This window comes from Candidatus Paceibacterota bacterium (assembly GCA_041661265.1).
Classification (GTDB): domain Bacteria; phylum Patescibacteriota; class Minisyncoccia; order JAHIHE01; family JAGLIN01; genus JBAZUT01.
Window position 1 is genome coordinate 177970 of the sequence record JBAZUT010000001.1, and the last position, 20592, is coordinate 198561.

General features: G+C 42.1%; 19 protein-coding genes and 1 tRNA gene. 7 read left to right on the forward strand and 13 right to left on the reverse strand.

Annotated features, from left to right (window positions below; genetic code table 11):
* Positions 1-12: 12 nt before the first annotated feature.
* From WC788_00940 to WC788_00975, 8 genes are all read right to left on the reverse strand, one after another.
* A complete protein-coding gene (locus tag WC788_00940) occupies positions 13-2439 on the reverse strand; it encodes a tetratricopeptide repeat protein (GenBank protein MFA6096175.1) in 2427 nt (808 codons plus the stop codon).
* Between the two features lie 202 nt (positions 2440-2641).
* Positions 2642-2911 carry a GIY-YIG nuclease family protein gene (locus WC788_00945; protein MFA6096176.1) on the reverse strand — a complete coding sequence of 90 codons (270 nt, stop codon included), beginning with the start codon at positions 2909-2911 and terminating at the stop codon, positions 2642-2644.
* A 139-nt stretch (positions 2912-3050) separates the two neighbouring features.
* Complete coding sequence (locus WC788_00950) at positions 3051-7652, reverse strand: tail fiber domain-containing protein (protein ID MFA6096177.1); 4602 nt, start codon at positions 7650-7652, stop codon at positions 3051-3053.
* 215 nt (positions 7653-7867) lie between these two features.
* Entirely contained in the window at positions 7868-9220 is a 1353-nt protein-coding gene (locus tag WC788_00955; protein MFA6096178.1) for a hypothetical protein, read from the reverse strand.
* A gap of 147 nt (positions 9221-9367) precedes the next feature.
* Complete coding sequence (locus tag WC788_00960; protein ID MFA6096179.1) at positions 9368-10384, reverse strand: hypothetical protein; 1017 nt, start codon at positions 10382-10384, stop codon at positions 9368-9370.
* On the reverse strand, positions 10381-11499 hold the full coding sequence (locus tag WC788_00965) for a hypothetical protein (protein MFA6096180.1): 1119 nt from the start codon (positions 11497-11499) through the stop codon (positions 10381-10383). Before WC788_00965 ends, WC788_00960 begins: the two co-directional genes overlap by 4 nt.
* A 29-nt stretch (positions 11500-11528) precedes the next feature.
* Complete coding sequence (locus tag WC788_00970; protein MFA6096181.1) at positions 11529-12221, reverse strand: hypothetical protein; 693 nt, start codon at positions 12219-12221, stop codon at positions 11529-11531.
* Positions 12222-12542: 321 nt separating this feature from the next.
* Complete coding sequence (locus WC788_00975; GenBank protein ID MFA6096182.1) at positions 12543-12914, reverse strand: hypothetical protein; 372 nt, start codon at positions 12912-12914, stop codon at positions 12543-12545.
* Positions 12915-13312: 398 nt separating this feature from the next.
* Between WC788_00975 and WC788_00980 the strand changes: the two genes are divergently transcribed.
* The 5 genes from WC788_00980 to WC788_01000 all read left to right on the forward strand — a co-directional run bounded on the left by WC788_00980 (position 13313) and on the right by WC788_01000 (position 15897).
* Positions 13313-13711 carry a hypothetical protein gene (locus tag WC788_00980; protein ID MFA6096183.1) on the forward strand — a complete coding sequence of 133 codons (399 nt, stop codon included), beginning with the start codon at positions 13313-13315 and terminating at the stop codon, positions 13709-13711.
* Positions 13712-13737: 26 nt separating this feature from the next.
* Entirely contained in the window at positions 13738-14139 is a 402-nt protein-coding gene (locus tag WC788_00985; GenBank protein MFA6096184.1) for a hypothetical protein, read from the forward strand.
* 19 nt (positions 14140-14158) lie between these two features.
* Complete coding sequence (locus WC788_00990) at positions 14159-14521, forward strand: hypothetical protein (GenBank protein MFA6096185.1); 363 nt, start codon at positions 14159-14161, stop codon at positions 14519-14521.
* Between the two features lie 192 nt (positions 14522-14713).
* Entirely contained in the window at positions 14714-15070 is a 357-nt protein-coding gene (locus WC788_00995) for a hypothetical protein (GenBank protein ID MFA6096186.1), read from the forward strand.
* Between the two features lie 14 nt (positions 15071-15084).
* The gene (locus tag WC788_01000) at positions 15085-15897 is read left to right on the forward strand and encodes a hypothetical protein (protein MFA6096187.1); all 813 of its coding nucleotides are present in this window, start codon (positions 15085-15087) and stop codon (positions 15895-15897) included.
* A 110-nt stretch (positions 15898-16007) separates the two neighbouring features.
* Here the strand turns inward: WC788_01000 and WC788_01005 are convergent, their stop codons facing one another.
* Positions 16008-16139, reverse strand: a complete 132-nt coding sequence (locus tag WC788_01005; GenBank protein MFA6096188.1) for a hypothetical protein — start codon at positions 16137-16139, stop codon at positions 16008-16010.
* A gap of 84 nt (positions 16140-16223) precedes the next feature.
* On the reverse strand, positions 16224-16499 hold the full coding sequence (locus tag WC788_01010) for a metalloregulator ArsR/SmtB family transcription factor (protein ID MFA6096189.1): 276 nt from the start codon (positions 16497-16499) through the stop codon (positions 16224-16226).
* A gap of 139 nt (positions 16500-16638) precedes the next feature.
* On the opposite strand from WC788_01010, the gene WC788_01015 reads away from it, so the two are divergent.
* The gene (locus tag WC788_01015) at positions 16639-17079 is read left to right on the forward strand and encodes a divergent PAP2 family protein (protein MFA6096190.1); all 441 of its coding nucleotides are present in this window, start codon (positions 16639-16641) and stop codon (positions 17077-17079) included.
* Between the two features lie 104 nt (positions 17080-17183).
* Here WC788_01015 and WC788_01020 read toward each other — a convergent pair whose 3' ends face one another.
* The 3 genes from WC788_01020 to WC788_01030 all read right to left on the reverse strand — a co-directional run bounded on the left by WC788_01020 (position 17184) and on the right by WC788_01030 (position 20016).
* Positions 17184-18221 (reverse strand): peptidoglycan bridge formation glycyltransferase FemA/FemB family protein, encoded by a 1038-nt coding sequence (locus tag WC788_01020; protein ID MFA6096191.1) that lies wholly within the window; start codon positions 18219-18221, stop codon positions 17184-17186.
* A gap of 49 nt (positions 18222-18270) precedes the next feature.
* Entirely contained in the window at positions 18271-19374 is a 1104-nt protein-coding gene (tsaD, locus tag WC788_01025; protein MFA6096192.1) for a tRNA (adenosine(37)-N6)-threonylcarbamoyltransferase complex transferase subunit TsaD, read from the reverse strand.
* Between the two features lie 105 nt (positions 19375-19479).
* Positions 19480-20016, reverse strand: a complete 537-nt coding sequence (locus WC788_01030) for a hypothetical protein (GenBank protein MFA6096193.1) — start codon at positions 20014-20016, stop codon at positions 19480-19482.
* A gap of 248 nt (positions 20017-20264) precedes the next feature.
* Between WC788_01030 and WC788_01035 the strand changes: the two genes are divergently transcribed.
* Positions 20265-20336: transfer RNA gene (locus WC788_01035), tRNA-Glu, on the forward strand.
* The last annotated feature ends 256 nt before the right edge of the window (positions 20337-20592 follow it).

The window sequence follows — 20592 nt, forward strand, 5'->3', positions numbered from 1 at the left end:
CCGGATTACTTTCTATTTCGGCGTTTCAACCAAAAGCTCTGCACCATTTCCACTCTGTTCCCCTATGCCATTACTCTGAATATTCTCAAGAACTCCGCCTGGAACCTCTTCTTTCATTGGCAGGAGCTGTTTTTCTTCGGCGATCGGTTTTCCTTGTTTCAAGTTCGATAAAATTTTCTTGATGTCTTCATTGTCCGGATTCAGTTCGGATATCTTCTTGAATTGTTCGATCGCCAGATCCTTTTTGCCCTGTTCGTCGAATATCAATCCGAGTAAATATCGAGCATTGGAATATTTATCATTCAGAGCAACAGCTCTTTCAAGTTCAAATTGAGCCCTTGCTATCTCTTTTTTATCATAATAGATCGCTCCAAGCTGGTATGCCAGACCGCTGTCATAAGGTGCAATATTTTTTGTTTCTTCAAGTTTTTGAATCGCTTTATCAACCTCATTCTCGCGCATAAAGATCATGGCGATCTGGAAATGCGCCGGCGCATAATTGCCATTAAGGGCAATGGATCTTTCAAGAGCTGACATCGCCTGGTCGAGTTTATCGCTCCAAACGCTATTAATGACCAATTTTTCCCCCTCCTTATTTTCTTTTTGAGAATCCAGAAGTTTAATTTTGTCGGCAGAAGTTAATAACGTCCTGGCTAAAGCAAACTCGAGCTCGAAATTCTTAGGGTCTCTTTTCAAAGCTTGTTTATAATTATTTTCCGCGAACAAGTCAGACCCATCAACAATAGGAATTATCTGCTCATAAACGTTGGCAAGATTCGCCCAGTTCAAAGAATCAGCAGGATTGATCACGGTCGCTTTCTGTGCAACTTGCACTGCAAGGGCTATATCATTTTGGATCCTCGCATTTAATATATCCGGCGCTGTCTTATCTTCCTTTGATGCTTCATTTTTTGCACCTAAAATTAGAGACTGGCTCGCGGTTCTAAGATATAGATCGGAGTCCGGATCAAGTTTGATCGCAAGGTCGAGATTTTTGAGCGCATCATCGATGCTGCTTGCTTCCAGTCCTTTTTGATAATAGACAGCTGCAGCATATTTCTGGCTCGAAACAAGAAGAATAGCCAAATTTCCGGTTATGCAAACAACTATTATGATAAAAATTATAAATGAAAAACTCTTTGATGTTCTTTCAAGAGAAATATAGCTATGTGTCCGGCTAAGCGTCGAAATCAACCCCAACCCGATAAATATGGCTAGCATCTGCACGAAAAATGAATTAAAGACAAACCATCCGGCTGCAAGAAATAAGATCCCGAGGGAAATGGGAAACAGCTTGCCTTTTGTTCCGTTTCTTATAAGGAACACGGCCAGATATATTACCAAAAAAGCCAGCAGCGCAGCTCCAAGAATGCCAAAAGTTGAGATAGCTGTGGAAAGAAAGCTGTATCCCTCAATAAACCTGACCGACCAGAAATCAGTGTTGTTGAGCTCTATTGGCCTGCTTGATGAAAAGGCATAGCCGAAAGTCGAAGGTCCGGAGCCTATCATTATGTTTTTTGCCGAAAAATTATATTTTACAACATCAAGAGTTGAGGAGAGATTCGGCTTGACCTGAACCGGAAGATCGGCAAAAGGCGGAAGCGACACGCTAATCACGAAAAGAAGGAATGAGATGATCATCACGAGAAGGGGTATTTCCATTCTTCCGATTTTTTGACTGCTTGCCGTATGGGGTTCATGCGGATCTATTGATTCGGAAAATTTTCGGGCGACAACAAAAAGCATCGCGACTGAAATTGCTGCCCATAAAAATCTCTGATTTAAAATGATAAGATTCGAAAGGATCAAAAGACCTGTCATTGCCAAAACAATTTTTGGCACCATCGTTAATTTAAATTCGGACAATATGGCAATGATCAGAACAAGCGCAAACGATATGAAAAAGCCAAAATCGAAAGTCATGCCCATTATGTTGAATCCGGCATTTTTTGCAAATTCAAACGGCAGATAAAAATATCCCCTCATCTGAAGAAGGCTCAGGATCAAAACTGGAACAATGCCTGCAATGAATGCTATCCCTATGAAAACAAAATCTTTTTTCCTGAACAATGTCGATGAAATTATAAAAGCGATAAAATAGACCAAAAAGCTCATCAGACTGTCCGATTGGTACAGGTTTCCGAAAAAACTTACGGTTTTCGCATCGGAAAAAGCGGCGCTTATGCCGACCGAAACAAAAACAGCAAGAACTAAAATCGCAAAAATTGACCTTGGAAAGATGATCGTTTTCGTGGAAATTGCATTTAAAAGATAGAACGTAAAAGAAAAGATCACGAGAAAAAGCGCCATATATTGTTTGTTGATCTCAACCGGCAGAATAGTCAGTGGAAGAAAGAACAGGGGCGTAAGAAAAATTACAAACAGGAAAATAGTCCTGCTTATATTTGCTAATTTTCCATCTTGGAATTTTGAAACCATTTCTTTCTGTTTATGTTGATTATGAATAATTAGTTATCGAATAATAATTATTATTCAAGTGAGCGGTCGTTCGGTTGTTGTTTTTAGAACAAGCGATAACGCATTATTATGGTTCGAGCAAGGGTACTCCCGCGTCGAGAATCTTTGCGGTATTTGTTTTGAAGCTTCTCGACTCATGAGTACATTCGCTCGAAGAATAAACTTACTCCCACTTTCCCCAGCGTCCTTCGATAAGTTTTAGCTTCTTCTTTCGGCTCCAATCTTTTACTTGTATTTCTTTTTTTCTTGCCATCTCGAGATTTTCATATTCTTCCAGATAAACTATTTTCTTTGGCTTATGTTTTGACGTAAATTTAGATCCTGATCCTGAAATGTGCTGAGTCCATCTTTGATCTGGCTTCCACGTCATTCCAGTATAATACAAACCATCTTCACATTCTATAATATATACGTACCATTTCCATTTTTGCATAACATTTACAAAACTTTTTATTGTTCGAGTGAGCGATAATCCGCAAGTCGAGAACTCTTGCTATCGTCGAGACGGAAACCGGCAGATCGCTTGAAGAATAAACGTTACTTATAATTTTAACTTTTATTGGAAAAACTGTCTAATTATTTTCAAAATATGAAGACGCGTCCGAATTGGTATTGTCAACGTCGATTATTTGATCGTTTGGATCCGCAATATTTGATTGGCTCTCAGTCTCATTTTTATTCAGCAATTCCTGCAACTGCGACTTATCGACACAGACATCATCGACACATAACTTTTTCGTGGTAATCTTTCCGAATGTCCATTCCCCTGCCGTTGCAATAGTGCCGCTCAAAGACGTCAATGCATCTTTCACGGCACTTGCCACCAAATCTTTGAAACTCTGGTTCTGCCCGAGCGAGACGATAATTGCTTCGCCGCTAGAATCGATAATATTTCCACTTGGATTAACTGCGAGCTTTAATTCTTCGATTTGTTTTTTCTGTTCCTTAATGGCATTTATCATAATAAAGGTCAAAGCATGAGAATTAAAATTAAACAATTCTGTTTCTTGTGCATCGTCCGAATGCAGTTTAGTCATATAACTACTGACCGTATATGGCGCAACATCTTTTATTTCCTGCGCCAAAACTCCGATATTTTCTTTTCCATCTGCCGTAAAACCCGCTAATCCATTGTATTTATACCAAATAGGATTTATTTTTTCAATCACAGAAAGACCATCGCTAAAAGGCGTTATGTCTTTTTTTATCCGCTCATCCGAAGCAATTGTCCATGTGTTCGTCGAAGGTTTGGCTGCCGAATCGGTAGAAAGCTGAAATTGATATGTCGGCGTCAAGCCGATACCAACATATCCTGCATCAGTAATTCTCATTCTTTCTGATCGTGTCGTCCCCCCAGCCGCAGTTGTGGCAAACAGCATATAAGTTCCTTGTGCGGAATCAGTCCAGTTCTCCGCCGCTTTCATCATAATTACCGCTTTACTCCAGGCAGAAAATCCGGTAGCGCCATAACCTTTTGCCCCAAATACGCCTAAAAGATCATCAAGCTGACTCGCTGTCGGAGAAGCTTGTGTGCCGCGTGCCGAAGCACCATAAAATGACCCGGCAAAAGTTGCACCATAAGTAGTAGTATTTACAATCGCATTATCTCCATCTTTTTGTATATCAAGACTATAAGCTGGCGTCGTAGTTCCGATGCCGACATTGCCTGCATTATCAATTCGCATTCTTTCGTTAGTTGCAGCAAGCCCGCCAGTAAAAAACTTAACAACGCCAGCAGTATTCCTCGATCCTAAGACAAGTCCTCCCGAATCTAAACTATCAATATAACTAGTATTCGCTGTCAAAATGCCATTAGTTGTAAAAGAAGTATTTAAATGAAAAATATCTAACGCTTTATTACTATCATCTTCCGTCAAACGAAAAGTTTCATAAGCAGCAGTTCCTGCTGTCGCGTTTCTAACAGTCAAATAAGTGCCGGAGTTTTGATCCTTTTGCATATATAGAAGTGATGCTGGGTTTATGACCCCAATCCCCACATTCCCCCCTGCAAAGATTGCGGCATAATTATTTGTTCCACCGGTCGGAGTATCAACATACAATCCATAATTATTGGCGCTGGCGCCATTCCATGTTCCAGTGGAGGAAATATAGGCGCCATATTTATTGATGGAGGCAGTGGAGGAAGTGGCTGTGTTGGCAAGATAAGCGCCATAATAGGCGGCGGTTTGAGCGCCAGAAGCGGAAATGGATAATTTTTTATTCGTTGGGGCAGTATCGCCGATGCCGACATTGCCTGAATTATCAATTCGCATTTTTTCCGCATTGCCGCCAGTTGAAATTTTTATAATACCGCTTGCATTATTAGCCATCAAATTCAAACCGGCTGCAGTTGAATATAAATAAGCATCGCTGGCCGCGATCGCTCCGAATGCTGTGGTTGATGCGGAATAAATGCCGATTTGATTTTGCAAACCCGTATCGTTTGATACTCTTATATTTGCAGAAGCCGCCGCGCCAGCCGTAGTATTTTCAACAAGAATTTTTGTAGAGGCGTTTTGATTTTTAATAATATGCAATATTTCAGTTGGCGCTGTTATTCCAATTCCAACCTTATCGCTAAAATACGCCGCAGCATTAACGCTGCTTCCGCCTGTTGGCGCGTCAACATATAAACCATACGCATTTGTACTTGTAGACGCGCTGGTTGCTATCTTTAATCCGTAAAGATTTGTCAGTGTTCCGCTATTACCCTTTCCCGGAGGAGTAACAAGAATAGTAGCGGCGTCCGCAATATTTTCCGTACTGCTTCCGGCAGTCGGCGCAAGATTTAAGCCATACACGCTGCTGCCCGAACCTGGAGTAAGAACAGAAACTAAGCGCATGCCTACAGCATTTCCTGCAGAAGAGAAATTTGTAGATACGTTAAACAATGTAGTACTATAAACTGACCCAAACGAAATTTGCCCCGATGCCACGTTTAATGCCGCATCCGGAGTCGCCGTTCCGATTCCAACATTTCCTCCGGCAAAAACTGCAGCGTAATTATTTGTTCCGCCGGTCGGGGTATCAACATACAATCCATAATTATTGGCGCTGGCGCCATTCCATGTACCGGTGGAGGAAATATAGGCGCCATATTTGTTGATGGAAGCGGTGGAAGAAGTGGCTGTGTTATTAAGATTGATTCCATAACTGGCTACTGTTGTCGCACCAGTCGGCTCAACATCTAACCAACCATCAGGCGTAATATCATTTATACCAACATATCCTGATCCGCGAATAGTCAGTAAATTTACTCCACCGACACGAAAATTAAAATGACGCGATGCGCCTTCTGCTGCGCCAAAACCAAAATTCATCACAGGATCAGTTCCATTTATAGATAGCGTAGAAACATTAACTATACCGGCACTAGAACTATTTGTAATGTCTATCAAACTAACCTGTGGATTAACTGATGATAACTGCAAAAGAGATGTCGGCGTCGCCGTCCCGATTCCGACGTTGCCATTCTCCACAATCAATCCATAATTATTCGTGGCTCCGGATGCCGAGAAATATCCACCGACGTTGGTTGTGCCAGCTCCGGTATTGACGGCGTATAATCCGTAATCGATTCCGACGGTAGCCCCTGACTGAGAAATATTAAGAGCCTTATTTAAATCGGTAGTAGAAGATGAAGCGACCGAGAAAGCATTGCCAGTGCCTGTATAGGTTTGGGTAAAAGTTCCAGTTCCGGAAGCAAGAGAAAAATTAGAATTATTTTGCACAGTCACCGCACCATTGGAAGTCAGGCCGGAAGTGGCAGTAATGAGTCCGGAAATAGTTGGGACAGCAGTCCAAGCCGTGCCAGTAACAGTTAAGTTGCCGCCAAGAGTGGTAAGTCCGGTGCCGACGGTAAAAGTATTCGTACCCGTAACGGAAGTGGCGCCGTTCAAAGATACAGCGCCGGTACCGGTGCCGAAAGTACCGGTACCAGATATAGAAAAATTTCCTGTCGCTTGAGTATAACCGGCAATCGCTGCAATTTGACCGGAAGAATTAACTTGAAATTGAGAAGTGGTCCCAACTGTAAATTGAGAATCCGGCACAGCATCGCCGATACCAACATTGCCATTAGCTAAAATCGTAAATGGATATTCAAATGATCCTATAGCACCCGTTCCGACGTTTTTATGCATCACCTGCCAGCTACCGCTATTGTCTGCAGTTGTGGTCATAGAGTTTGTCCAGGAATCATTCAAATCATTTCGTCTATACCATGTTAAATCACTGGCTTTAAAATAAGCATTTGCGGAAACATCAACATAGCCGTTTCCTCCCAGATTTAAAGACAGCATATCTAAAGATCCCTGAGACGTTCCAATGATAGCGTTCGTTTGCGCTGCTGTTCCGTAAACATGCAATTTTTCGCTTGGCGAAGCCGTGCCAATCCCCGCCCGACCATTCAAAGCATCAATAGTTAAAGTATCCGAATCAACATTCAATGCATTGGCAACATTGGCAAGCGTCCAAGTTGAAGCGGAAGCAGCCGATAAATTTAGCGCGCCACTAGATGCAATGCTGGGAATTCCAGTCATTGCGCCGGCAGTAGAAATATCCCAACTTGAAGAATCAATCGCCACCGTGGCAGAATTATTTCCAACAGTAGTGAGTCCGGTTGAAGAAAAGGTCGTGAACGCACCGCCGGCCGGAGTTCCGGACCCGATTGCGTCCGGCGCCGCCCATGTTTTTCCACCAAGCTGTTTCGCTTCAAAAGCCGCCGGCACCGCGCCAAGCGCTTTGCGAGGAGTCAACGTCTCCCATGAAGGCGTCGCTGCCGAACCCCCGACTTGCACTTCCAGATATAAAGTCTGGTTGAAATTAACACTCGCTAAACTGGAAACGCCGCCTGCCAAAACACTGAATAACCCATTTGATACTGAAACTCTCTGATCAGTTCCCGTTCCATCACAAGTTGTTCCGGAATCCGGACTATAGCAAAGCGTTTCAATCCAAATCGGATCAGTGCCTCCGGCGCAATTCGATGCCGTGCAAAGTCGGAATCTGATGTTGTATGATCCATTCGGAACACTGACGCCGCTTGTATTCGTCAGCTTTCCCTGATAATTGATTTTCTCGTTAAATGCTGCACGGACAACGTCAAAACAACCGAAAATCAAAACGGCTGCTAGCAAAACTAGAATAAATTTTCTATCGATACAGCTCTCCATTTTTTTCTTTTAAGAGCTCTACCAATTCTGGACTATATTCTCTTATTTGCCTTAATTATACAACAAAAACAACAGTTTGTGAAACTGTTTTAGCATTCTGACCAAGTTTATTGATAAAGCTGGAAAATTCTTATTGAAGCCAAAACTAGCCTTGTTGCCTTGAACAACTTGAAAGAATTATAACAATGCCGTCATTGCATGACCATTTTTTAATCTCATACTACCCCACCGTCCATTTTATTTTTTTGTTTCTTTCGATCGCGCGGCAGTCGCTTTATGATCTTGTATAATATAATTATCAATATAAAAATGATAAGCGGGAAAATGTAGTTTGTTGGAGAAAAGCGGCTTTCCGGAGGTTTTGTTGTGATCGTTGGCGACAGGCTGCCATTTAGCGCCTTTATTATCCTATTCTCTTTGTCCAATAGAACTATGGTTATGTCAAACGAACCTTCTTCTGAAAGCTTGATCGATGCAGAATACCCCCCTCCTTGTTCGTCTTTTTTCATCAAATATGAATATTCCTCATTCTCTCGAGTCAGGATTATCATGATCGAGCCAATCTCTTTTGGGATATTTGTCGAGTCAACAACAACAACGATCTCTTTCCCCTGATCGATCTCTATCCTTCCTCCTTCAAGCTTTATCGTTGAGCCGTCTTGAATAAAATTAAAATCATCGATCGTTATTTTTTCGATGTCCGGAAGTGTTTCTGGAGGCAAAAGAGGTTCTCCCGGAGGGAACTCAGGCCGTATTTCAGGCGGTATTTCAGGAGGACCTTCTGGTTTTTCGGGAAGAAGCTCCGGCTTTTCCGCAGCGGGTTTGTCGGGAATCGCAGATGCAACCGCCCCTGAAGATATATCGTTGAATTCATCAAAAGAAAAAACAGTATAATAATATCTTGTTCCATTGATGAGATCCTCATCGACAAAAGATCTTTCTTTTCCTGAATATATTTCAAGACCCTCGCTTGTGTTTTTTGGATAAAATATTTCGCTTCTCTGGATAACGAGCTTGTCAAAATCCTGTCCGAAAGGATTATTCCAGGAAAGCGCTATTTTGGAATCCCCCGCAATTGCTTTAAGACCGCTTACATTTTCGGGAGATATTTTTTCAGAAAGCGTCTTGAAGCTATATCCGTCCTTTATTCCCTGGTTTCCGGCACTATCGGTTGATCTGATCTGGAAGTAATAAACGGTATTTCCCCCAAGATCTCGGATCTCGATCCTGTGCGATGAAACCAGGCTCTCCGCGTGATCCTCAAGAACGCCGATTTCATATGACAATGTTTTTCCATAATACAAATATGCCGAAGAGTTCTCGTTTGTTCTCCATCTTATATCCGCCCCGGTGAACGATATATCATCAATTTCAACTGCAAATATTTGAGGAGGATCTGAATCAATAATGGGGGCACCGCCTCCGGGATTTGCAACCTCTCCGGAAGGAACACTTGCCGAAATATTAACCCGATCCTCTTGGGCATCTGATATTTTTACTGCGAATGAACCGGGCAATAAGACTATTATAAATATTTTTACCAGTAATTTGATCGATTTATTCCGCATTGAGATTTATTAATGTTTTGTTTGGAAATACTGCTCGGCGCCTTCATTAAAAAAGAAATCCCGAATTAAGCTTCCTGGAAACAAATTATGGTATTTTTATTGAGATTTGCGTTCATCAATTTGCCGGGGGCAAATATTTTAACGTCATCATTGCGCAAGCTGAACGTGTTTCTTGATGATCCATCTATTGTATTTTTTGATCAAAGTTGCTGAAGAGATCAGGATAATTATTATAAAAAGCGCCGAAAACAAGATCGCCTTCCATGGAAAAACCCAAAAAACAAGCTCTTTTGAAAGAAACTTTCCGTTTCCGTTTCCATAGACTACATCCAATCGAGCCGTATATTTTCCAAAAGCAAAATTTCCAAAGTCATATTTAACTTCTTCAATGAATTTATTTACGGGATCTGACGAATATTTCAGATCATCCCCCCATTGTGACTCAATTTTTCTTATGTTCTGAGGAAGTATCCTGTTGTTCTTTGAATTGGCATCAAGAAGCACTGTCCTTTTTCCGAAAATGTTTTTTATTTCTATGTTCCCTTTCGGCCTGATGTGCACATTTCCTTGATTGTTCATCCTATAGACAAATTTAACAGGAAGACTGCTTAGCAACATGCTGCCATACTCCAAGTTGAAATTGTCAATCGAGGCGCTTTCTTTCACATCGCCCGATACTTGAAGGAGAATGAGAGAGTTTATTTGCGATTGAATGCCGACGCCTGATTCTTTGTTTTCGTCAGCCTCCGTTACTCCCGTACTGAAATAGATCGAAGCATAATGACCTCCGGGATCCGCATCCGAAGGAATGTTAATCGTAAATATGAATTTTTTCGCGCTCTTGGGGCGAACTGCGATCTTGTCTTCGTTATATCTAATCCATCCCGCAAGATCGATATTCTTATCAGCTTCCACCGGAATAAATTTTTGATATCCCTCTTCTCCGGTCATTTCAAAATTCATCACCCCGACAGAATATGTCCTTTCTTTGTCTGTTTCATTGTCAATGATAATCGATCTCTCTATGGCGACCCCGGGATCCACTGCAACGTCAATAACCGGAGGGGAAATCGAAACTGCGCTCGCTTCATGCTCCGCATTCAAAAGAATCGCGAAAAACAACGAGCTGCCTAAAATTATTTTCTTTATTTTGTTGAATATCATAATATGCTTGAAACCACATAAGTTATGATCTGATCATAGCTTCCCGCCTGGGTCGCCGTAGAAATCGCAGTTTCGTGAGTGATCAAGGTCGTGCCATCGGTATCTCCCGTTCCCAGCATGTCGACATCCTGAGTTCCGTTGGAAGAGAAGATGACATCCATATTGGGTTCTCCAACGGGAATGGGAGTGTCGTCGTCGTCGAACGGCGATTGCTCAGTCCAGGTCGTAGCCGTTCCAGCTGCTCCGGCATTGGTTGGAGAAGCGACAGTAATTCCGTGGCCCTCGGTTCCGGCAGAAACCGTCCCATTTTCCGCGATATCGTCTATGTCGATGGAAGCAGAAGCTTGATTAAGCTGATCATCCGCCCAAAGTCCCACCTGAAATCCCGCAGATGTGCTTGCGCCGATCTTCAGTCTATACGAGCAGGAAGAAACAGAAGACGTGCTCAAGGTTCCCAGGGCGCAGGCATTGGTGTCGGCAGTTTCAGCTGAGTTTCGGATGGCAAAGGTCAATGTTCCGGGAACTTCAGCGCTAACAGTAACTTGATCATCATCGACTGTCGTTGTGATTGGAACATACAAGGTGCCCGTTCCGCCAAAAGTCCCGCTTGTTACTATACTATAAGTTCCCCCAGCTGTCGGAGTGATCGGCTGCTTATCAGCTGCTGCGGCTACATTCGTTCCAATTTTTATTGTTATCACCGATCCGGAAGCAATAGAAACCGGGGTCGCGGCAGGCTGAGTAAAAGTTATTGCCGAAGCTGTAACTCCAACCCCGAGAGTGGAAGCCGCCGGACTGGCAGCAAGAGCGACGTCCGCAACGTCATCTATGAAATCAATGTCGGAAAAGTCCAGATCATTTCCGCTGCCATTTATATCGAAATCGCTTTGGTAGGTTATGATCATTGTCTGATCGGCAGAACTGAATGCGTCATTTATGGTAAAGGTAAGAATTTGGCTGTGATTCTCGCTTGGACCGATCCTTGAAAGCTGGATCTGCGCCGAAGAGATCACCGCTCCTTTTGCCGTCTGAATCGGAGATGAAATAATGTTCATCGCAAAAATCAGCACGAAAATCATGGCCGAAGCAATGATTTTTTTTGTTTTATGATGCATGTTGATTGATCAATGATTTATTATATCTTTTATAATATGCTTGAAACCACATAAGTTATGATCTGATCATAGCTTCCCGCCTGGGTCGCCGTAGAAATCGCAGTTTCGTGAGTGATCAAGGTCGTGCCATCGGTATCTCCCGTTCCCAGCATGTCGACATCCTGAGTTCCGTTGGAAGAGAAGATGACATCCATATTGGGTTCTCCAACGGGAATGGGAGTGTCGTCGTCGTCGAACGGCGATTGCTCAGTCCAGGTCGTAGCCGTTCCAGCTGCTCCGGCATTGGTTGGAGAAGCGACAGTAATTCCGTGGCCCTCGGTTCCGGCAGAAACCGTCCCATTTTCCGCGATATCGTCTATGTCGATGGAAGCAGAAGCTTGATTAAGCTGATCATCCGCCCAAAGTCCCACCTGAAATCCCGCAGATGTGCTTGCGCCGATCTTCAGTCTATACGAGCAGGAAGAAACAGAAGACGTGCTCAAGGTTCCCAGGGCGCAGGCATTGGTGTCGGCAGTTTCAGCTGAGTTTCGGATGGCAAAGGTCAAAACCGCATCCTCTTCCATCTGCCTATATCCGGCTTTTATTGTATAATTGGCGCTATCTGATGATCCTGTTCCAACTTCACCCGCCGTATCCTTCAAGTTATAATTGGCACTTTGTCCGGAATCCACTCCGCCGATGTTGACCGAATCCTTCTCTATTTTATAATTAGCGCTTTCCATGCTTAGTGCCTGGAAAGGTAAAATCAGGCTAAAAATTATTAAAATATATTTATTCACTTTGATCCAAATTAACTGATTTATCGATAATATCGCGTTAACTTAATTTGCGAAAATCTGACTATATTTATTCAATCTTTTGTTATATTTTAATACCGTTTAACTTTTTTGCAAAACACTTTTGTAGAACAAGTCGCGAAAAATGCAAATTTGTCAAAATATATTATCAGAATTTTATCGATCAAAATGAGACAATTAAACAAAATAGGCCAAAACCGTGCCTATATATCCGCTTTCATATCGAATCCCCGACGCAAACTCACTTTATGTCAGAACTCGAAGCAAAAGCATTTCCTGGAAATATACGAAAGCCGCAAGCATAATCCCAAAAAAGATCGTGAAAACGGTCACCTCGCTGAATGATAAATAATGAGGCTTGTAGACAATAAATCCAGGCTTCTGTGGAGCGGGTTCTTTCTTTTTATTTTCAATCCTCACCGGAACCACAAACTCGCTTTTTCCGTTCGTTCTGTCGATATATTCCCTGACCCAGTCTACTGTCGTGACCCAATTCCTTCCGAGCTTAACGCCCTTCATTTTTTTCGTTCTGCAAAGCAAGCTGATATATTCCTGAGAATATTCGGTCATCTTTGCCGCCTTGGAAAGAGATATATATTTTATTTCTTTATCCTCCATAAAGATTTGGTATAAAAATAACTATAGTGGTATTTTAGCATATTTTATATATTATGACAATTGCCGATAATTATCCGCTATGATCAGCCATATCCGGCATGCAAATCTCCTCTTATATTGATTTTAATCTGATTTTATATAGCCTCATCTCAAAAAAGTGCTGTTTGCATTACCTGGAAATATTGACAAAAGCCTTATTTTATAATATAATCCTCCGTCAGGCTGAAATACCTTCAACCTGCATTCAATGTAGATAAAGAGAAAAACAGTTCATTAAAAACACAAAAGGTGATCGAAATGGGCAAAAGAACAGAAATATTAAAAAGTGCAGATGCTACCGAATCGGAAATAAAAAAGAAAAAACATTGGTTAAAATTCTGGTAACGGAGGAATCGTAAATGTATAAAATGATGCTTTCACAGCTTACGGAAAAGAGACTGATGGAAATTTTCCTGCTCTACGACAGGATAATCGGAGGAAGAATAAGAGACTACGCGCTCATGCAGTCCTCCCCGCCCTTTGCAACGCATTTGGCATACATTAACAAACAATTCAGCTCAGGCAACGCGGCGGAATTCTGCTACGGCTCTAATCTCAATGGCGGAGAACAGAATACCAAACTTATAGTGTGGTATGAAAGCGGTCTCTATCAGGATAAAAAACTCACTGATAAGCTGATCCGCTTCTCCTTTGATACGCATTCGATCGATACAGAAGAGTCGAGAAATATGCGGTCAGATTTTGAAGAAGCGGCCGATAAGCTTCTCGTGAAATGGGGCGTAAACATTGATCTATAGCGCAAAATATACGCCAGGAGGAAAAAATGTACGGTATGAGACTTTCAGAGTTGAACGAAGAAAGACTAAGGGACATCCTGCTTCTTTATGAAAAGATCGTCGGAGGGAATGTAAGACAATATGCCCTTCAAAGATCATCAGAGCCAATGGCATTGAGATTGGAATATATCCGCAACAATCTTTCCTGCGGATTACGCTTCGGTTCCAGTCTTAACGGAGGAGAAGATAATGCCAAACTTTTCTTCTGGCGGGAAAAACCGCTCTATGACGAGACAACGAGAAAAAGGATCGACGAAGTCGTAAGAATCTCATTCGACCCGAATGTCGTGTCAGGCCCTGAAGCGGAAAAAATGAAAATAGACTTCGAAAAAGCGGTTGATGAACTGCTTTTGAAATGGAAAGTGAATATAGAGCTGAAAACGCGATAAAAAGCGTGAATGGAGGAAAATGTCCAAAACTACAACACTTTTGTTGGCGCTTGCAATAATCGTATCGCTGAGCGGATGTACGGAATATTATTCGAAATCTTCGTATTTCAATGGCACAGTTGCCGTTGAATACCGGCAGACAAAAACAGGGAATAGCGACGATTACCTGACGTTCAGGTTCTATGATCCGGGGACTTATGAGATCTCATTCTCTATTCCTTCCGGTAAGGCTAAGGCCAGAACGGGTCTGCTACCCGAAGATTTCAAGCAGGAAATTGAAACTGCGCCAAGAGAGATCACCATAAAACAGCATGTCTTGCCGGACCATATTCGGATAACGATAAAAAAGGATGGCCAGACAGAATCTCATGATTTCTCATAGCAATAAACAATAGCGGTACAAAACATGTACCGCTCTTTTATTTGATCTGAGTTTTTAATTGAAGAATTCGGCAAGCTTAGTGTTGACAAAAGATGTTTTTAGCATATAATATGCGGTCAGGCTTAACAGTTAACCGGCCTGCTTCCTGTATCAACCATAGGAAAAAGTTCATTGACAAGAGGTGACCAGAAAATGATAAGAATAGTAATCTACGGAATGTATAAATTCAAGATGGGTGCGCAAGATTTTGCCGATCTCATAATGGCAATAAGGGACGGAACAGTCAATCGGATCATATATACTCCCGAATTAAAGCTCAGAAGCTGGGACGTCAAATTCGCATTGCCGAAAGACGGGGAAACTCCGGCTCCTGGTGAAAGCATAGAGAGAGATATAACAGTTGATATCAGCGGCATTGCAGCACACGCTGCCGAGTTTGAAAAAGCAAAAGAAGATTCCATTAATATGGTGATGGAAACTCTGAAGAAAGAGCTTTTAAAAACTGCCCCTGAAAAAACAATAAAGAGAAAATGGTGGCAATTCCGGTAGGGAGGCGAGCGAATATGCATGAAACGAAAAGGTCGAATCCGGACGAAATCTTTCCCGAGATCATAACAACGAGAACCGCTCACTGTGTACATTTAATATTGGAATCCGGGGAAACGAAACGGTTGAATTTCATCGAATGTCCTCACGGGAGCAAGGAAGACCTGGATTTCATATTTGAAGCGATGGGAAACTGTATCGGCAAGCATACGCTTTTTGTGGAACAAGGATCGCCAAAGCAGAAGGACTATTATACTGAAAGGCTCAAGAAAATAGCAGATGACCATGCGGACATCAGGAGAGACTTCCGGGAAGAACCTTCAATATGGGAAAAGCTAATGGCCGCAAAAGACCCCTTTGCACAAGCCAGTGATTATATCATCACAAGAACGGAAGGAAGGGTCGTCAACATGGACCTTGAGGCCAACCTGTCCCAAGAAGCGATCAATTTCCTGTTCAAAGAAAGCTCCCCGGAATTCGCTTTGGAAATAATATACGACATTGTAAGACTGGCTTGTTTTGACCACCAGGAAACTATCCCGAAAATAATGAAAATTATCCTGCCACAAATTCCGGCCGAGGATGTTGATCGTGCTTGCTGGATAATATACTGGACCTATCACAGGATCGACAGACTTATGGACAGAAGCAAACTAATAAGGAAAAGGCTGAATTTTCTCAGAGAAAGATATATGAGGTCAACCTTGGAAAAATATGCATCTGACAGAGACTATGTCTTGTGCCATCCCAACCATGCCCGAGAAATAAAAAGATCAAGGGATCAAATAGCCATTCCCGAAGAGCCGAAACCTCTCTTCCGGTTTGAATGACCGCGATACAACAAAGTATCGCTTTTTTTATCCTTCGAAAATTCACCTGAAAAAGACTGATCCATCCGATTCGGGATAATTTTAAAAGAGGGGCTGCAGCCCCTCTTTTTTTATTCTTTCGATCCGCAATCATCTTCCAGGCAGCACTTCTGCATTTTCTTATAGCAGCCTGGGCATTCTTTCTTTATGAATTCGAGGAATTTCATAATTTTCTCCCCGATCTTCTTGTCGCTTTCATTCATTTTTTTTAGTTAGTTAATTATATTGAATCGGCCGATTCCTGCGTTATTCATCGATATAAATCGATTAATTAAGATAAAAAAATATCACGATTTTCCTTTGAAGAATTTTTTCATGCACGAGCAGCATCCTGCGATCATATCGCAGCATACGCAATAATAAGCCTGAGTCCCCTCTTCGCGCGCCTCTATAATACCGGCTTTCTTCAAAATGCTCAAATGATGCGAAACGGTCGACTGTGCAAGTCCAAGCTCTTCCACCAGATCCTTTACCGGCATCTCGCCATTCTTGTTCAGCAAAAAAAGTATCCTCTGGCGGACAGGATCTCCGACGGCTTTGAAGAATTTTGGGAATGGGAACATGGCTTATTGTTATTATATCGATATATATCGATTATATCACTATTCCAAGGACTGTCAACAGCCGAAAACAATGTGCGGCCCATATCTTTATTTTTTAAGGATTTATTGCTATAATTCAGATATAATCATATCAAAAAAAATGATCTATCCCTATTTCATCATCCCGATAATCGCCGGATGCATAACACAAGCCACAAAATTCATATTGTCCATCGTAAAGCACGGAAAAATAGAAGTTAAATACCTTCTCACCTCCGGACATATGCCATCGAGCCATACCGCCTTCGTTGTTTCCCTGACATCAATGGTCGCGATCAAAGAAGGATTGTCTTCCATGCTTTTTGCAATAACTTTCGTCTTTTCATACATAGTCATCTACGATGCCATGTTCATAAGGACCAATATCGGATACAACGGAAAGGTTATGAACGACCTGATAAGAGAACTGACCGGGATCAAAAAAGATAACTATCCGATACTTCGCGAAAGGGTCGGACATCGGCCTACGGAAGTTTTCGTCGGCGCCGTCATGGGACTTGTGATAACATCGATCCTGATGCTGATCCTCGAGAATATATAAATAGATATATTCCGCACAAACAAAAACGAGCTATACCTTTAGCTCGTTTTGTTGCATAATGGCTATTCGGATACGACGAACGCATCCGTCTCAATGATCTGAAATTAGAGGATCTTTCGAACTTTTTTTATCACTCCATATCCGAAATAACCTATCTTGTCATATACAAGATCAAAAGATCCCGGATATCTTTTTTCAAAACCGCCAAATCCTTTCTTGAATCTGGTTATCCCCGCCCAGCTTTCCTTTTCTCCGTCAATCGTTATTCCCCAAAAATCGTATTTTTTGCATCCGATATTTTTTGCATCCCGGATCTGATTCCACTGAAGAAGATAGGGCGCCATGACGTTCTTGTTTTCGTCAGACGATGCGCCATGAAGATATATCGCAAGATCCGAAAAAAACAAAACAATATTCGAAGCGATCACCTTTCCGTTATATTCGGCAAGATACAGGCGTGAGAATAGCCTATTCCGCACGGTCTCCGAGTTCTCCTTCAGAGACTCCAGCATTTTCAAATAGTATTCTCCGGAATGGGAAGTTATATTATTTCTTTTGGACGTCTCCTCGATCAAATTCCAGAATTTTGGAAAGTCGCCCGCGAGGTCCGAGGAGATCCTTATCTTAACCCCCCTCTTTTCAGCAAGCCTGATGTTATATCTTGTCTTCTGTTTCATTCCAGCCATAAGATTTTCCTCCGGTCCGGAAAGATCAAGCATAAGCGTATTTTTCGGCTGAATATCCATATTCGACTTTCTGAAACCCTTGGGCAATTCATAGTCGGACTCCGTCAGAGGTTCTATCTTCAAAAACACGCTTTTTTCCTTTTTTGCCATATCTCCTATTTCATTGAATAAATGCTCCAAAATCTTTATTTTTTCATTTTTATATTTTAATTTATCCATAACCGGACCCCTCGGACAATAAAGATAGTTTCCGAAATACGGCAGATCGTTCTTTATGATAAGCGCCAAGGCCGCTATCTTATTCCTATCAAAAACAGCGAGCATCCGAACCTTCTTTCCCGCGCTTCTCTGGAACACCCCCCACTCCCAGCTCTGCAAAAAACACTCCGAATTGTTTTCAGCTATGAAATCGTTCCAAATATTATTTTGATTTTCTATTATTTTGATTACCTGCATATGTTTTCAGATATTCATACCGGATACTTAATACTGTAAACTTTACACCTCACGCTAATGCTAAGTTCGAGTCCGCCTTTATATCCCGCCAGTCAGCTATTCCTTTCTTATTCAACGCATGATAATAAGCCGCCATAGAGATCATAAGAGCGTTATCGGTAGTCAGGCTGGAAAGTGGAAAGTGGAAAGTGGAAAGTGGCAGCTCTTCTCCTATCTTAATACTCAGTTCTTTTCTTAGCGCCTGGTTTGCCGACACTCCTCCGCCAAGCAATATCGTTTTTGCGCCATATTCCCTTGCCGCTCTTATTGTTTTTGAGACCAGGACGTCTATGACCGTTCTTTGAAATGATGCCGCCATATCTCTTTTATATTCCGGATCGACATCGCCTGCTTTTTTCCTGATCTCATATAATACAGCGGTCTTCAGCCCTGAAAAACTGAAGTTATAGTCCCTGCTTTGCATCATAGGACGCGTAAATTTGAACCTTTGTTCATCCCCCGACTTCGCCATTTTTTCTATGACCGGCCCGCCGGGATATCCCAGATCCAAAAGTTTGGCCACCTTGTCGAATGCCTCCCCTGCCGCATCATCGATCGTTTCCCCGACAATTCTGTAATCCAGATCTTTTTCCATCAGGATGAGCTGAGTGTGCCCTCCTGAAACAGTGAGGCACAGGATCGGAAATTCCGGCTTCAAAAGATCAAAAATATTTTGATCTTCCATCTCGGCATTTTTTGTACGGACAGGTCGCGACCTGTCCCTACTGTTCGAACTATCTTTCAGCCAATTTGCATATATGTGCCCCTCGATATGATTGATCCCGATCAAAGGCTTTTTCAAAGCGAATGACAAGGTTTTTGCCGCACTCACACCGATCATAAGCGCCGGAATAAGTCCCGGACCGTTCGTCACGGCAATATAATCTATCTTATCCTTCTTGATCCCTGCCTGCCTGAAAACCTTATGCAAAATGGGGACCGTGTTTTTCAGATGCATCCTGGAAGCAAGCGAAGGTACGACCCCGCCATATTTTTGGTGAATTTTTATCTGAGATGAAACTACGTCGGAGAAGATCTTTGCTCTCCCGCGGGAAAACTCAACAATTGCCGCGGCCGTTTCATCGCAGGATGTTTCTATGGAAAGGATGATCATAAGTCATTTTAACATATTAGCATAATAACATATTAGCATAGATATATTAAAAATCTAGATACTTTTTTACGACCGAATAAATTTCGAGGATAAAAAAAGCCGGTTTTATCCAGCTGATTTATTTCTTTCAAGAATATCCCTTAGCGAGAGGAGCTTGCCGGACTTCTGAGGTGTTTTCCTGATCCTATTCATAAGCCTCTCAATGATCGTTTCATTTTCACTATAACAGTCCATAAGAACATAAAGGTCAACCCAAGTTACCTTTCTTTCTCTGTTATAATGGACTGTTTTTATAAAGAGCGAAGTTGGCCAATCCAGGTTGTTCCCTCCAATACCCTCTTCCCTGAATTTAGTGCTTCCCAGTCCAAGCAGTCCGATGCTATGCCTTTCAAATAAAATGTTTCTTTTTTTCGCTTTCTCTTCGATCTCCAGCACAAGCTCTTCTTTGCTCATCTCGAATGAAGTTGGGAACATGATTCCGACTTCTCTTTCCCACAAACCGAGATGTCCTTCAAGAAGCCTCAACTTTATTTCTCCAAATGTTTCCGACATAGCGTCCGGCAGATCCAAGACAATTGGCGCTCCGCCCGCCTTTAATGTTACGTTCGCAATAACCAACTGTTCTTTTTCTATTTTTGTCATTTAAGCTTTCATCTTCTTTGGGTTTTGGAATTAATTTAATGTCTTCCGCGGTATTTGTCAATATAATCTTATATTGAAACAAACGCCATTAATAACATGCAATAATTCAGTCTTAAGGCCCGTCTCTTTACAAAAGGACATATTCCTGATAACATACGACAGTGATAAATATCTTACTATTATTTTTAAGCATATTTATCCTGCATTCTTGTTTTTATGTTAATATGCTAGAATGTTAATGTGATCATGGCCTCATCGTCTAACGGTTAGGACACCAGGTTTTCATCCTGGTAATAGGGGTCCGACTCCCCTTGAGGCTGCATAATTGAAAAGAACGGACTTGCTCCGTTTTTTTTATTTATGTACATTTGGGAGTCGGACGGGAGGGGGTCGGGGAACGGAAGTTACCCGCCTGGGGTGACAGTGAAGCTGAGCTTGCCGAAGCTGAACGCCAGAGGGCAGAAGCCCTATGGAGCGCAGTCCCGAGGACTCGGGATAAGCAGTATGATCTCCCCTTGAGGCTGCATAGAAAAAAGAGCGGACACGTCCGTTCTTTTTCGATAACTATACGAAATG

What these genes read in the sequence shown, in the direction of transcription:
- WC788_00940 (MFA6096175.1), bottom strand. Translation starts at nt 2,439, where the DNA reads ATGGTTTCAAAATTCCAAGATGGAAAATTAGCAAATATAAGCAGGACT.
- WC788_00945 (MFA6096176.1), bottom strand. Translation starts at nt 2,911, where the DNA reads ATGCAAAAATGGAAATGGTACGTATATATTATAGAATGTGAAGATGGT.
- WC788_00950 (MFA6096177.1), bottom strand. Translation starts at nt 7,652, where the DNA reads ATGGAGAGCTGTATCGATAGAAAATTTATTCTAGTTTTGCTAGCAGCC.
- WC788_00955 (MFA6096178.1), bottom strand. Translation starts at nt 9,220, where the DNA reads ATGCGGAATAAATCGATCAAATTACTGGTAAAAATATTTATAATAGTC.
- WC788_00960 (MFA6096179.1), bottom strand. Translation starts at nt 10,384, where the DNA reads ATGATATTCAACAAAATAAAGAAAATAATTTTAGGCAGCTCGTTGTTT.
- WC788_00965 (MFA6096180.1), bottom strand. Translation starts at nt 11,499, where the DNA reads ATGCATCATAAAACAAAAAAAATCATTGCTTCGGCCATGATTTTCGTG.
- WC788_00970 (MFA6096181.1), bottom strand. Translation starts at nt 12,221, where the DNA reads ATGGAAAGCGCTAATTATAAAATAGAGAAGGATTCGGTCAACATCGGC.
- WC788_00975 (MFA6096182.1), bottom strand. Translation starts at nt 12,914, where the DNA reads ATGGAGGATAAAGAAATAAAATATATATCTCTTTCCAAGGCGGCAAAG.
- WC788_00980 (MFA6096183.1), top strand. Translation starts at nt 13,313, where the DNA reads ATGTATAAAATGATGCTTTCACAGCTTACGGAAAAGAGACTGATGGAA.
- WC788_00985 (MFA6096184.1), top strand. Translation starts at nt 13,738, where the DNA reads ATGTACGGTATGAGACTTTCAGAGTTGAACGAAGAAAGACTAAGGGAC.
- WC788_00990 (MFA6096185.1), top strand. Translation starts at nt 14,159, where the DNA reads ATGTCCAAAACTACAACACTTTTGTTGGCGCTTGCAATAATCGTATCG.
- WC788_00995 (MFA6096186.1), top strand. Translation starts at nt 14,714, where the DNA reads ATGATAAGAATAGTAATCTACGGAATGTATAAATTCAAGATGGGTGCG.
- WC788_01000 (MFA6096187.1), top strand. Translation starts at nt 15,085, where the DNA reads ATGCATGAAACGAAAAGGTCGAATCCGGACGAAATCTTTCCCGAGATC.
- WC788_01005 (MFA6096188.1), bottom strand. Translation starts at nt 16,139, where the DNA reads ATGAATGAAAGCGACAAGAAGATCGGGGAGAAAATTATGAAATTCCTC.
- WC788_01010 (MFA6096189.1), bottom strand. Translation starts at nt 16,499, where the DNA reads ATGTTCCCATTCCCAAAATTCTTCAAAGCCGTCGGAGATCCTGTCCGC.
- WC788_01015 (MFA6096190.1), top strand. Translation starts at nt 16,639, where the DNA reads ATGATCTATCCCTATTTCATCATCCCGATAATCGCCGGATGCATAACA.
- WC788_01020 (MFA6096191.1), bottom strand. Translation starts at nt 18,221, where the DNA reads ATGCAGGTAATCAAAATAATAGAAAATCAAAATAATATTTGGAACGAT.
- tsaD (MFA6096192.1), bottom strand. Translation starts at nt 19,374, where the DNA reads ATGATCATCCTTTCCATAGAAACATCCTGCGATGAAACGGCCGCGGCA.
- WC788_01030 (MFA6096193.1), bottom strand. Translation starts at nt 20,016, where the DNA reads ATGACAAAAATAGAAAAAGAACAGTTGGTTATTGCGAACGTAACATTA.